The organism is Mycobacterium colombiense CECT 3035, assembly GCF_002105755.1.
GTDB classification, from domain to species: Bacteria; Actinomycetota; Actinomycetes; order Mycobacteriales; family Mycobacteriaceae; genus Mycobacterium; species Mycobacterium colombiense.
This window is the reverse complement of the sequence record NZ_CP020821.1, coordinates 3,764,976-3,777,392: the sequence shown is the minus strand read 5'-3', so window position 1 is coordinate 3,777,392 and position 12,417 is coordinate 3,764,976. Positions and strand designations below refer to the sequence as shown.

12 protein-coding genes and 1 pseudogene are annotated in these 12,417 nt (G+C 67.0%); 5 read left to right on the top strand and 8 right to left on the bottom strand.

All coding sequences use genetic code 11. The annotated features are described in order from the left end of the window. From B9D87_RS17690 to prpD, 3 genes are read right to left on the bottom strand one after another with little or no spacing between them, the layout of a single operon-like run. A complete protein-coding gene (locus B9D87_RS17690) occupies positions 1-1,128 on the bottom strand; it encodes a bifunctional 2-methylcitrate synthase/citrate synthase (protein WP_007772039.1) in 1,128 nt (375 codons plus the stop codon). Further along, positions 1,125-2,042 carry a methylisocitrate lyase gene (gene prpB / locus B9D87_RS17685; RefSeq protein WP_007772040.1) on the bottom strand — a complete coding sequence of 306 codons (918 nt, stop codon included), beginning with the start codon at positions 2,040-2,042 and terminating at the stop codon, positions 1,125-1,127. Before prpB ends, B9D87_RS17690 begins: the two co-directional genes overlap by 4 nt. Then, positions 2,042-3,547 (bottom strand): 2-methylcitrate dehydratase PrpD, encoded by a 1,506-nt coding sequence (gene prpD, locus B9D87_RS17680; protein ID WP_007772041.1) that lies wholly within the window; start codon positions 3,545-3,547, stop codon positions 2,042-2,044. Before prpD ends, prpB begins: the two co-directional genes overlap by 1 nt. 118 nt (positions 3,548-3,665) lie before the next feature. On the opposite strand from prpD, the gene B9D87_RS17675 reads away from it, so the two are divergent. Then, complete coding sequence (locus B9D87_RS17675) at positions 3,666-5,081, top strand: short-chain fatty acyl-CoA regulator family protein (RefSeq protein ID WP_040630595.1); 1,416 nt, start codon at positions 3,666-3,668, stop codon at positions 5,079-5,081. 30 nt (positions 5,082-5,111) lie between these two features. On the opposite strand, the gene B9D87_RS17670 is transcribed toward B9D87_RS17675, so the two are convergent. Beyond that, positions 5,112-5,492 (bottom strand): hypothetical protein, encoded by a 381-nt coding sequence (locus B9D87_RS17670; RefSeq protein ID WP_007772044.1) that lies wholly within the window; start codon positions 5,490-5,492, stop codon positions 5,112-5,114. A gap of 117 nt (positions 5,493-5,609) precedes the next feature. Here B9D87_RS17670 and B9D87_RS17665 point away from each other — a divergent pair, with 117 nt between their 5' ends. Then, positions 5,610-6,599: a D-2-hydroxyacid dehydrogenase family protein gene (locus tag B9D87_RS17665; protein ID WP_007772047.1), complete on the top strand. Its 990-nt coding sequence runs from the start codon at positions 5,610-5,612 to the stop codon at positions 6,597-6,599. A gap of 8 nt (positions 6,600-6,607) precedes the next feature. Here the strand turns inward: B9D87_RS17665 and B9D87_RS17660 are convergent, their stop codons facing one another. From B9D87_RS17660 to B9D87_RS17645, 4 genes and pseudogenes are all read right to left on the bottom strand, one after another. Continuing rightward, complete coding sequence (locus B9D87_RS17660) at positions 6,608-7,201, bottom strand: TetR/AcrR family transcriptional regulator (RefSeq protein ID WP_007772048.1); 594 nt, start codon at positions 7,199-7,201, stop codon at positions 6,608-6,610. Next, on the bottom strand, positions 7,198-7,971 hold the full coding sequence (locus tag B9D87_RS17655; protein WP_007772049.1) for an SDR family NAD(P)-dependent oxidoreductase: 774 nt from the start codon (positions 7,969-7,971) through the stop codon (positions 7,198-7,200). Before B9D87_RS17655 ends, B9D87_RS17660 begins: the two co-directional genes overlap by 4 nt. Further along, a complete protein-coding gene (locus B9D87_RS17650) occupies positions 7,968-8,408 on the bottom strand; it encodes a VOC family protein (RefSeq protein WP_044488862.1) in 441 nt (146 codons plus the stop codon). Before B9D87_RS17650 ends, B9D87_RS17655 begins: the two co-directional genes overlap by 4 nt. A gap of 85 nt (positions 8,409-8,493) precedes the next feature. Further along, positions 8,494-9,552: pseudogene (locus tag B9D87_RS17645) on the bottom strand (NAD(P)H-dependent amine dehydrogenase family protein); the annotation flags it as partial. 113 nt (positions 9,553-9,665) lie between these two features. On the opposite strand from B9D87_RS17645, the gene B9D87_RS17640 reads away from it, so the two are divergent. The 3 genes from B9D87_RS17640 (at position 9,666) to B9D87_RS17630 (ending at position 12,416) form a co-directional block, all read left to right on the top strand. After that, positions 9,666-10,523: an SDR family oxidoreductase gene (locus B9D87_RS17640; RefSeq protein ID WP_007772053.1), complete on the top strand. Its 858-nt coding sequence runs from the start codon at positions 9,666-9,668 to the stop codon at positions 10,521-10,523. A 45-nt stretch (positions 10,524-10,568) separates the two neighbouring features. Further along, entirely contained in the window at positions 10,569-10,952 is a 384-nt protein-coding gene (locus B9D87_RS17635; RefSeq protein ID WP_007772055.1) for a DUF1330 domain-containing protein, read from the top strand. A gap of 108 nt (positions 10,953-11,060) precedes the next feature. After that, a complete protein-coding gene (locus B9D87_RS17630) occupies positions 11,061-12,416 on the top strand; it encodes a WS/DGAT/MGAT family O-acyltransferase (RefSeq protein ID WP_007772057.1) in 1,356 nt (451 codons plus the stop codon). Position 12,417: the final 1 nt, after the last annotated feature.

Sequence of the window (12,417 nt, the reverse complement as noted above, 5' to 3'; positions counted from 1 at the left end):
TTACGATAGAGCGCGCTGTGCAGGTCCGACATACTCGCTCAGCGGACGGATCAACGCGTTGGACGCGGTCTGCTCGATGATGTGTGCCGTCCACCCGGTGATGCGGCTCATCACAAAGATCGGCGTGAAGATGCCGATGTCGAAGCCCATCAGGTAATAGGCCGGTCCGGTCGGGAAGTCCAGGTTGGGCTTGATGCCGTTGGCTTCGGCCATGCCCTTCTCCAAGGCTTCGTAGATGTCGAGCCACTTTTGGCCGTCGCGCGCCGCGGCGACGCGCCGGAGGGCCTCCTTCATGGTCGGCACCCGCGAGTCGCCGTTCTTGTACACCCGGTGGCCGAATCCCATGATCTTGTCCTTGCGAGCCAGCTTGCCCCGCAGCCATTCCCCGGCCCTGTCGGCGGTGCCGATCTCGAGCATGTCGTGCATCACCGCCTCGTTGGCACCGCCGTGCAGCGGACCCTTGAGCGCGCCGATGGCGGCCGTGACCGCGCTGTAGATGTCGGACTGGGTGGAGGTGACCACCCGCGCGGCGAAGGTCGACGCGTTGAAGCTGTGTTCGGCATAGAGCACCATCGATTGCTCGAAGGCGTCCACCACCACCTGCTCGGGCACGTCACCGAAGCACATGTGCAGAAAATTCTGCGCATAGTTCATGTGGCTGTGCGGCGCGATGGGGTCCAGGCCTCGCCGGCGGCGCAGGTCGGCGGCGACGATGGTGGGCAGCACCGCGAACATCCGCAACGCCTTGGCATGGTTCGCCGCCGGGCTGCTGTCGTCCTCGTCGGGGTCTTCGGCGCCCATCGAGCTGATGAAGGTGCGCACCACGTCCATCGGGTGGCAGCTCTCGGGCAGCTTGGTCAGCAACGACAGCTGCGATCGGTTCAGGCGCCGGGCCGCACGTTCCCGCTGGGTGAACAGCGCAAGCTGTTGCTCGTCGGGCAGTTCGCCGTGCCATAGCAGGTAGGCCACCTGCTCGAAGCTGCAGTGCGCCGCCAGGTCCTGTACCGCATACCCGCGGTAGGTCAGTGAGTTGGTTTCCGGGACGACCTTGGAGATGGCGGTGGTGTCGACGACGACACCGGCCAGGCCCTTGTAGATGCGCGGCTGGCTGTCTTCGATGGCGCTCATTGCGCGTCTCCTCCGATGGCGAAGTTGTAGATGTCGGAATCGAATTGGCTGTAGTCGGCGTAGCGCAGCAGCTCGTAGAGCCGGCCGCGGTGCTGCATGCGGTCCAACAGGCCGGATTGGGTTCCGGCGTCCGCGATTTCACGAAGGCCGGCCTCGACGGCATGCATGGCCAGCCGCAGCGTGGTCACCGGATAGATCACCACGTTGTAGCCGATGTCGCAGAGTTGTTGGACGGTCAAAAGCTCCGACTTGCCGAACTCGGTCATGTTGGCCAGCAGCGGCGTGTCCACGGCGGCCCGGAAGCGCTCGAATTCGCTTGGTGTGTGCAGGGCTTCGGTGAAGATCAGGTCGGCGCCCGCGTCGGCGTAGGCCTTCGCGCGGTCGATGGCCGCACGCAATCCCTCGACGCCGGCGGCGTCGGTGCGGGCGCAGACGATGAAGTTCGGGTCCCTGCGGGCGGTCACGGCGGCCCGTAGGCGTTTGATCATTTCGGCGGCCGGCACTACGGCCTTGCCGTCGAGATGCCCGCATCGCTTCGGGTTTTCCTGGTCCTCGAGATGGCAGCCGGCCAGCCCTGCGTCCTCGAGGACGGTGACGGTGCGCGCGGCGCTCATCGGTTCGCCGAAACCGGTGTCGGCATCGATCAGGGTGGGCAGGTCGGTGGCCGCCGCGATCTGCGCCCCTCGGCCGGTGACTTCGGTCAGGGTGGTCAGGCCGATGTCGGGCAGTCCCAGATCGGCCGACAGGACGGCCCCGGACACGTACACCCCGTCGAATCCGAGCTCGGCGACCAGCTTGGCGACCAGGGGCGAGAAGGCGCCCGGGAATCGTTGCAGCCGACCACTTTCCAGCGCAGCGCGGAAGTGCGCTCGCTTGGCCGGCGCGGATGCGGTGCCGCCGATCAGCCCGCTCATCAGAAAATCCCCGCCGCAATGGTGGGCGCCCGGTCGAGCACCAGCGGAGCCACCGAGATGTTCAACCCGCCCAGCGCGCCCGGTTGCAGGTCCGACAGGGCCTCCGCTGCCGCGAGGAAACGCTGCCGCTCGGTGTCGCCGACGACGCCCTCGGCCAATGCGTGAAACTTCCCGATGTACTGTTTGCGGGCAAACGGCCTGGCCCCCAAGGGGTGTGCGTCGGCCACCGCGATCTCGTCGACGATCACCTCACCGTTTTTGAGCGTGACCTCGGCGCGGGCTCCGAACGCCTTTTCCGCCGGGTCGCTGGAGTGGTAGCGCCGGGTCCATTCGGGATCTTCGACCGTCGAGACCTTGCGCCACAGCTCGACGGTGTCGGGTCGGTGCGCCCGCTCCGGCGCGTAAGACCGTTCGTGATGCCAGGTCCCGTCCTGCAGGGCAACGGCGAAGATGTACATCACCGAGTGATCCAGCGTTTCACGCGAGGCATCCGGGTCGAACTTCTGCGGATCGCCGGCCCCGGTGCCGATCACGTAATGGGTGTGATGGCTGGTGTGCAACACGATCGTCGCGATCTGGTCCAGATCGCCTATGCCTTCCCGCATTCGGCGGGCCAGGTCGATCAGCGCCTGACTCTGGTATTCGGCCGAGTGCTCCTTGGTGTAGCTGTCCAGGATGGCGCGCTTGGGCTCGCCCGGCTCGGGCAGCGGAACCCGGTAGGTGTGCTCCGGGCCCGAGAGCAGCCACGCGATCACCCCGTCCTCGCCCTCCCAGATCGGGGCGGGTGCGCCCTCGCCGCGCATGGCGCGGTCGACGGCCTCGATGGCGACCTTGCCGGCCCAGGCCGGCGCGTACGCCTTCCAACTGGAGATCAGGCCCTTGCGTGACTGCCGGGTGGAGGTCGTCAGGTGCAGCGCCTGCCCGATCGCCTGATAGATGGTGTCCTTGTCCAGCCGCAGCATGGCGCCGAGGCCGGCAGCCACCGAAGGGCCCAGGTGGGCGACGTGGTCAATCTTGTGCTCGTGCAGGCAGATTCCCTTGACCAGATCGATCTGGATCTCATAACCCGTTGCGATGCCACGGATCAGGTCGGCTCCACTGATCCCGAGGTGCTGGGCGACGGCCACCAGCGGGGGAATGTTGTCGCCCGGATGGGAGTACTCGGCGGCCAAGAAGGTGTCGTGGAAGTCGAGTTCGCGCACCGCGACGCCGTTGGCCCAGGCCGCCCATTCCGGGGAGTAGTCGCCCTGGATGCCGAAGACCTTGGCGCCCTTGAACGAGTTGGGGTGTGCCCGGGCCTGGGCCCGGGCGGCCGCGACGGGGCGGCGGGTGACCGAGGCGGCCGACACCGCGGCGTTGTCGATGATCCGGTTGATCACCATCGCCTCGGTGTCGGCGGGCACGGCGACCGGGTCGGCCGCGACCTCGGCGATCTTCCAGGCCAGGTGCTCATTGCGCGGGAAGTCGTCGGCGCTGCGTCGGGTTCGAACGTCATGGAGGCGCATATGCCGCACAGTACGCAAAGCCAGATGCGAGGTAAATGCCCTGTAAAAGCGTAATCGTGTGTCCTTACCCGCAGCAGTTTGCAAACTTTGTGAAAAGGCCGGGCGTACCGTGTGATGGGTGGCGAAGACATTCGCCGGAGCGCGGCTGCGGCGGTTACGCGAGGAGCAGGGGCTGACCCAAGTGGCGCTGGCGCGCGTCCTGGGATTGTCGACCAGCTACGTCAACCAGCTGGAAAACGATCAGCGGCCGATCACGGTCCCGGTGCTGCTCACCCTCACCGAGCGGTTCGACCTGCCGACGCACTACTTCGCGCCGGAATCCGACGCGCGCTTGGTCTCGGACCTGCGCGAAGTCCTGGCCGACGCGCCCGCTACGGCCGCCCAAGTCGAGGAGCTCGTCGCCCGGATGCCGGCGATCGGTCAGACACTGGTCAATCTGCACCGCCGGCTGCACGACACCACCGCCGAACTCGAAGCGCTACACAGTCGCGCCAGCGCCGACACGTCGGGAATGCCCCAGCAGCCAATGCCTTTCGAGGAGGTGCGTGACTTCTTCTACGACCGCAAGAACTACATCGGCGAACTGGACACCGCTGCCGAAGACCTGTTCAACGAGAACCGTTTGCGCATCGGTGGTCTCGACGGCCAATTGGCGCAGTTGCTCGCCGACCGACTCGGCGTCACGGTGGTGATCGACGACGGCCAGGCGCTGGATCCGAACTCCAAACGGCTGTTTGCGCCCGAATCCAAGACCCTGTATGTGGCCCGGTGGCTTCACCCCGGCCAGCGCGCCTTCCAGCTCGCCACGCAGATCGCACTGCTGACCCAGGACAGGTTGATCACCGGGATCATCGCCGCCGACGATCAGCTCAGCGACGATGCGCGCGGCGTCGCCCGCATCGGCCTGGCCAACTATTTCGCCGGCGCGCTGCTCTTGCCCTACCTCCGGTTTCTCGATGCCGCCGAGAGCGTCCGCTACGACATCGACCAGCTGGCAAGGCGATTCGAGGTGGGGTTCGAAACCATCTGCCACCGGCTGTCCACCCTGCAGCGCCCCAACGCCCGCGGCATCCCGTTCATCTTCGTCCGCACCGACAGCGCGGGAAACATCTCTAAACGCCAGTCCGCCACGGCATTCCACTTTTCCCGCGTCGGCGGTAACTGCCCGCTGTGGGTGGTGCATCACGCGTTTTCCCGGCCCGGGCAGTTTTTGACGCAGGTCGCGCAGATGCCCGACGACCGCACCTACTTCTGGGTCGCCCGGACCACGGCGAGCGAACCGAGCCGCTACCTCGGCCCGGACAAGAGCTTCGCCATCGGGCTGGGCTGCGACGTCGCCCACGCCGGGAAACTCATCTACTCGGTGGGCATCGACCCGACCAACGCCGAATCCATCGTGCCGATCGGCGCCGGCTGCAAGATCTGCGACCGGCCCGCCTGCCCGCAACGCGCCTTCCCGTATCTGGGTCGCCCGGTCTATGTCGATCCGCACAGCAGCACGGATCTGCCGTATCCACCGGCGATTACAACCTGAGGGCGGCCAGGTCGGGACGCCCGCCGCCATCTAGCTGCGGACCTGGCGCAGCAACCATTTCAGGAGCCCGAACGTGAGGGGTAGCGCGAGCAACCCCATGGCGATTGTCGCGATTCCCAAGCCGACCAGCGACAGCATCCCCCGATGGACGCCGTCCCAGATGGCCAGGCCGCCACACGCGGGAAGGAACACCATGCCCAGGACGAACTTGACCGAGTCGCGCACGCTGGTCTCCTCGCCGCTGGAATGTCGCGGCGGCCCGCCGCTATCCGTGGTGTCCTGGCCGCGCAGCATCTTGACCGCGATGTAGGCCCCGAACGCCATCGTGACCCAGCCGACAAATGGCAGCGCGGCCGCTCGACGGAAATCGTGCGGCGGCGGATTGAAGGCCATCATTGCGCCGCTGAACATCCATATCGTCCCGAACAGGACTAAACCGAGCCGCCTCCCCACCAGATGAGTATGCGGTCTTTACGGCGGCGGGGACGTAATGTTGCCGTGAGCCCTTCACCGGATCGGGGAGACGGCATGCCCAAGGTAGCGATTCTCGATGACTACGCCGGAGTGGCCCTACAGGTCGCCGACTGGTCGGCCGTGCAAAAGCGGGCCGAGGTAACCGTTTTCGGCCGGCACCTCACCGAGGACGAGGCGGCCGATGCGCTGCGGCCGTTCGATGTGGTCTGCACCCTGCGAGAGCGGATGGCGTTTCCGCGCACTCTGATCGAGCGGCTGCCCCACCTCAAGCTGATCACGATCGTCGGCAGGAGCCTGCCGAACCTCGACATGGCCGCGGCCGGCGAATACGGGGTTTTAATCGCGCATTCGGATTTCGCGCATCCCCGATTCAGGTCCATGCGCGACGCCACTCCCGAACTCGCCTGGGGGCTGATGCTCGCCACGGTGCGCAACCTCGCCGACGAGCATCGCAACATGCGCGACGGCGGGTGGCAGACCAGCGCGGGGATGACCCTGTCCGGCAAGACCCTCGGGCTGCTCGGCCTGGGCAGGGTCGGTCGGCGGATGGCCGAATACGCCACGGCGTTCGGGATGGAAGTCGTCGCGTGGAGCCAGAATCTCACCGAGGAGGCCGCCGCCGGCGCGGGCGCGCGCCGGGTCGAGAAGGCCGCGCTGTTCGAATCCTCTGACGTGGTCTCCATCCATTTGGTGCTCTCGGAACGCACCCGGGGCCTGGTCGGCGCGGCCGAGCTGGCACTGATGAAGCCGCACGCCTACCTGATCAACACCTCCAGGGGCCCGATCGTCGACGAGGCGGCTCTGATGGCGGCGCTGGAAACCGGGCGCATCGCCGGGGCCGGGCTGGACGTCTATGACACCGAGCCGCTACCGAAAGACCATCGGCTGCGGCTGCTTCCGAACGTGACCCTGTCACCCCACCTGGGGTACGTCACCCGCGAAATGCTGGGCGCCTTCTATTCGGACACGGTGGAGTCGGTGGCGGCCTGGCTGGACGGGGAGCCCATCAGGATCGCGAATCCCGAAGTGGCGCAACGGGGCTGAAGCCGGGCTCACTTCTTCCAATGCGGACTTTTGACCGCGTCCAGCGCATCGGCGACGTATCGATCCAGTGGCCGCGGCTTTCCGGACTGCCGCACCCATTGCTGGAAAGCGAAATCGGCCGCCGCGAAGGCGAGCTGGACCAGCAGGCCCGGACGCAGATCGGCATCCGGATCGACGCCCATGCGTTCGGCGATGAGCTTGGTCGCGCGCTCCTTGTCAGCCGGCCGGTGCACCGTGACCTTGTCGAGCAGGTCGGGCACCACCAGCAGGGCTTCGCGCCATTCTTCGGTGTCGGCCTGCTCGAAGGAGCGTGTCCGCGTGACGATGGCGTTGATCAGCGCGACGTCGGGTGACTCGCCGGCGGGCCGCCCCTCGAGGAGATTGACGATCGCCGCGCCGCCGTAGCGCACCGGCGCGAGGAGAAGCTCCTCCTTTGCCGGCACGTGCCGGAAGAACGTGCGCGGGGAAACCCCGGCGGCCGTGGCGATTTCCTCGGTGGTCACCGCGTCGTACCCGCGCTCGACGAACAGGCGGAACGCCGCCCGCCGGATATCGGCCCGGATCTGTGCGCGCTGCCGGTCGCGGAGCGACTCGCCGCTCATCGGAAGCAGCCGATCCCGCCGTCGACGTGGATGGTCTGACCGGTGATGAAGGTGGCGTCGCTGCCGAGCAGGAACGCCACCAGCGCGCCCACGTCGGTGCGGACATCGCCGATGCGCTTCATCGGTACCCGGCCCACGGCCTTTTCGTACTCCTTGGGCGCGAACGACTTCCAGAACTTGACGCCATCGGATTCGGCGAAGGGACAGATGACGTTGACGCGGATGTTGTCGCGGCCCCATTCCAGCGCGGCCACCTTCGACAGCCCGCGGATGCCCTCCTTGGCGGCGGCGTAGCCGCCCCACTTGGGCTCGCCGCCGGTGCCCGTCCCCGAACCGAGGTTGACGATCGACCCGCCGCCGGCCCCGACCATCAGCGGGTGCACGGCCTGCATCAGCAGGAAGGTCGCGCGTGGGCCCACGTCGTAGCCGAGGGCCAGGTCTTCGGTGGTGATGTCGACGAACGCCTTGGGCTCGTTGGTGGCGATCGCGTTGTTGACCAGGCCGTGCACCGTGCCGAAGGCGTCGACCGCCGCGGCCGCGATGCGCCGCGCGCTGTCCGGGTCGCGCAGATCGGCGACGAGTTGTTCCACCCGCCCGATCGCCTCGAGCTCGGTCGTGGTCCGGCCCAAAGCCTCTTCCTGGATGTCGACCAGCAGCACCTCGGCCCCGCGTTCAAGCAACGCGGTGGCGACGCCCTTCCCGACACCCTGGGCGGCGCCGGTGACGATCGCGGCGTGACCGCGCATCGAATCGGGGTGGCTGTACGTCATCTGGCCGGTCCCATCTGCAGCCGTACGCCGCGGTGCATTTCGTAGGTGCTGCGCGCCCCGCCGGGCAGCTGGATGAACTCCACCGGTGTCCCGTCCGGGTCCTTGACGAAAAACATTCGGACGCCGGCGATCTCGAAGGGGGCCTGGTCCGGGGTGTAGCCGGCGTCGATGATGCGGCGGTGGGTGTCGTCCAGATCGGTGACCGACAGCGACACGTTGTGGATGCCCGTGATGCCGCGACGCTGCTTCTGCTCGGGCGGGTTGGTGCCGATCGACAGCAGCTCGACCATCAACCCGCCGAGCAGGCCCCCGACCACCCGGCCCTCCTGCTTGCGGCTCGAGTGCAATGCCGCGTCGAAAGGCTCCCCGGAGATGAGGGTTTCGAAGACGATGTCCATGCCGAGCACGTCGCGGTAGAACGCCAGGGCGCGGTCCATGTCGGTCACGCCGACGACGAGGTGGCAGAACGACACGTCGCCCAGGACGGCGCGGTCCGTCACCGCTTGCCCGCCGAAAGATTCGGGCCGGACGCCCCGCGAACAACGGCAGGTCGAGGTAGGTCTTGATGCCCGGTTCGGCGGCGCAGACGTCGGGAATGGCGTTGATGCAGTGGTTGGCGGTGACGACCACCCCCGGGTTCTTCACCAAGCCTTCCGCGATCGTCTCCGGTTGCAGACCCTTGAAGGTGAGGCTCACGTCGGGATCACCGGTGATCTCCACCTCGAAGCGTTCGCCGCGATCGCCGAAATTCCACGCCGGATCCAGGTTCTCCTCGCCCATCAGCCAGTTGACCGCCGCGGTGATGACCGGTTCACCGTCAACCAGCGCCTGCCAGCGGAACCGCCGCGCGGCCACGGTACCGGTGGTGATGGGGAATGGATCGTAGTCGATATCCGCGGTCGCCACGGCGACGTCCTGAATGGTCCTGATGTTGGGGTCGATGCGAAATCCCATGTGATCGGCGATCATCCGGACCGACTGCTTGAAGCCGCCGTCGAGCAGGCCGGCCATCGGCCCTTGCGTCGCTTCCTCCGGTGTGCCGCCGAATCCCATGATGTGCCGCACCACGTCCGGGGCGTTGTAGGTGCGGATGTCGGAGAACTCCTCGGCACGCACATGCGTGATCGCCGACGACAGGGAGGACACCATCAGCGGGAACCGCTCGGTGATGCCGCCGGGGTGGATTCCCGAACCATGCAGTGTCACACCGCTTTCCGTCGCCGCGTCGGCGACGGCCCGGTGACGCTTGTTGCCCGGATCCGGATACACCCAGCCCACCGGTGTGACGACGTTCTTCCCGGACCGCAGGATCGCGATCACCTCGTCGTCGTTGGGTATCAGCGGGCTGTACATCACGCAGTCGGCGTCCAGCGCCAGGATCTCGTCCATGCTGGTGGTGGCTTTGACGCCGAGCTCCTGGGTCCCGACGATCGTGCCGACGTCGACGCCGTCCTTGTCCGCGCTGTGCACCCAACAGCCCACCAGTTCCAGCTGCGGGTGATTGACGACGCACGCGATCGCGGCTTTCCCCACGCCCCCGGTGGCCCACTGGATGACACGAAGCTTGGACGGGCTACTCATCATTGACCTCCCGGACGGTGCGCGGCCCTTTACACATCGGCGAATGAAATGGCAGGCTATGACTTGCTGGCAGTGACTGTCAACAATCGACCGCGTGGTGAGAGGGTTCATCGATGAGCGTCCTCGACGGCAAGATCGCGATCGTCACCGGCACCAGCCGCGGCGTGGGGGTGGGCATCGCCCACGAACTGCTGCGCGCCGGGGCGACGGTGATCGGCTGCTCGCGGTCAGCGCTGGACGGCATCCCCGGCATCGAACCGGCCTGGGCGGACCGCGCTTCGCAACGGGTATGCGATCAGGGTGACTACCGCTCGATCGACGCGTTCGTCGCGGATGTCGTGGCCGGCCACGGACGAGTCGACATCCTGGTGAACAACGCCGGCGGCACCGTCCCGGCGCCGCATGCCGAGAGCATTCCCGAACTGGTGCAACGCATTCAGGGTGCGCCCGCCGCCGACGACGACTACGCGCGCACCGCGTTGTTCCACGCTTTCGCCGTGCAGATGAACCTGATCAGCCCGTTGTGGTTCGCGATCCGTGCGTATCGGCAGATGCAAAGCCAGGACGGCGTCGGCTGCATCATCAACATCTCGAGCGGCGCCGGCCATCCGGCGGGATCGCCAACCCTGGTCTCCTACGGGGCGGCCAAGAGCGGCCTCAACCATCTCACCCGCTCGCTCGCCGAAGAGTGGGGGCCCAAGGTGCGGGTCAACTGCGTGGCGTTGGGCCCGACGATGACCGAGAACTTCCGGTCCTTCGTGCTGCCCAAGGACGACCCCGATGGCGCGAAGTATTTTGCCGCCGTGCCGCTGCGCCGCGCGGGTGAGCCCGCCGAAGTCGGACGGGTCTGCGTTTTCCTGGCCGGCGGACAGGCCGACTTCGTCAACGGCACCACCATCGAATGCGACGGCGGGATGCTGCCCGGCGTCCTCTATGACGCGGGCTTGAAGACCATCACCGATCTGCTCTAGCGCCTCGGGGTGGATCCAGAACAAAACCAGCGCAAGGAGATTCGCATGGCCGGCTTGGAACCCACGCCCGAGCAGTTCGCCGCCCTCGCGGCGCGACCGGCCGACGCTGCGGTGGTGATGGTCAACCTGTTGAAGTTCAAACCCGAGGGCGGGGTGCAGAGCTACCTGCGGTACGGGCGGGAAGTGGCCCCACACCTGCAGCGCGTCGGCGCCACCCTGCGCTATGCCGGGGGAGCGCCGTCGGTGGTGATCGGAGACGGCGAACGGCCTTGGTGGGACGCCATTCTCGTCGTCGAGTACCCAAACCCACAGGCCTTCATCGACATGGTGACGACCCAGGAGTACGCCACAGTGCACGAACACCGCGCCGCCGGCCTGGACCGCGGAGATTTGATCGCGACCTCGACATGGTCGATGGCATCCGACTGACCCGAGGCCACCCCGCCCGGCCCGGCCGCGCGGTGCTGCACCCTCCGAAGTGCCGGTCCGATCACGCGATGGCTTTCCGGATCAGGCCGAAATGGGTCTAATGGTTGGATGGAACTGATAAAGCCCACCGACGCGATCTTTCTCCTGGGAGAATCTCGCGAACATCCCATGCACGTCGGAGGCTTGCAGTTGTTCACGCCCCCGCCGGGCGCCGGCCGCGGCTTCGTTCGTGACCTCTACAAAAGCCTGACCGCCCAGCGGGATTTCCAGCCCACGTTTCGCAAGCACCCCGCCAGTCTCGTCGGCGGAATCGCAAACCTGGGCTGGTCTTACGACGAGGACATCGACGTCGACTATCACGTCCGGCGTTCGGCGCTGCCGTCGCCCAAACGAGTCCGCGAATTGCTCGAACTCACTTCGCGGTGGCACAGCAGCCTGCTGGACCGCCACCGCCCCCTGTGGGAGACGCACATCGTCGAGGGCCTCAAAGACGGCCGGTTCGCCGTTTACACCAAGGTGCACCACGCACTGATCGACGGTGTCTCCGCGCAGAAGCTGATGCAGCGCGCGCTGTCCACCGATCCCGACGACGTCGAGATCCGTGCCCCGTGGAGCCTGCGCAAACCCCAGCGCAGATCCGGGCCGGCTTCTCCGTTGGCCTCGTTGGCCCGCACGGCGGGATCCCTTGCCGCGCTTGCCCCCTCAACGATCGGGCTGGCGCGCGCGGCGTTGTTCGAGCAGCAACTGACGCTGCCCTTCGGGGCGCCGAAGACCATGTTGAACGTCAAGATCGGCGGCGCCCGCCGCTGCGCGGCGCAGTCCTGGTCGCTGGACCGCATCAAAAGCGTGAAGCGGGCCGCGGGGGTGACGGTGAACGACGTCGTCCTGGCGATGTGTTCGGGCGCCCTGCGCTATTACCTGCTCGAGCACGACGCCCTGCCGGACACTCCGCTGATCGCGATGGTCCCGGTGAGCCTGCGCACCGAGGAGGAGGCCGACGCCGGCGGCAACCTGGTCGGGGCCATCCTGTGCAATCTCGCGACCGACGCCGAGGATCCCGCGCAGCGCCTGCTGACCATCAGCGAATCGATGCGCAGCAACAAGAAGGTGTTCTCGCAGTTGTCGAGGTTTCAGGCGCTGGCGCTGTCGGCCGTCAACACGTCGGCGCTGGCGTTGGCGGCGGTCCCGGGCTGGGTCGCGTCGACGTCCCCGCCGTTCAACATCATCATTTCGAACGTGCCGGGACCGACGCAGCCCATCTACTACGGGGGCGCGCGGCTCGACGGCAACTACCCGCTGTCCATCGCGCTGGACGGCCAGGCGCTGAACATCACCCTGGCCAACAACGCCGGCAACCTGGACTTCGGTCTGGTGGGATGCCGGCGCAGCGTGCCGCACCTGCAACGCCTCCTCGCGCACCTGGAGTCCTCGCTCAAGGATCTGGAACGCGCTGTGGGGGAGTAGA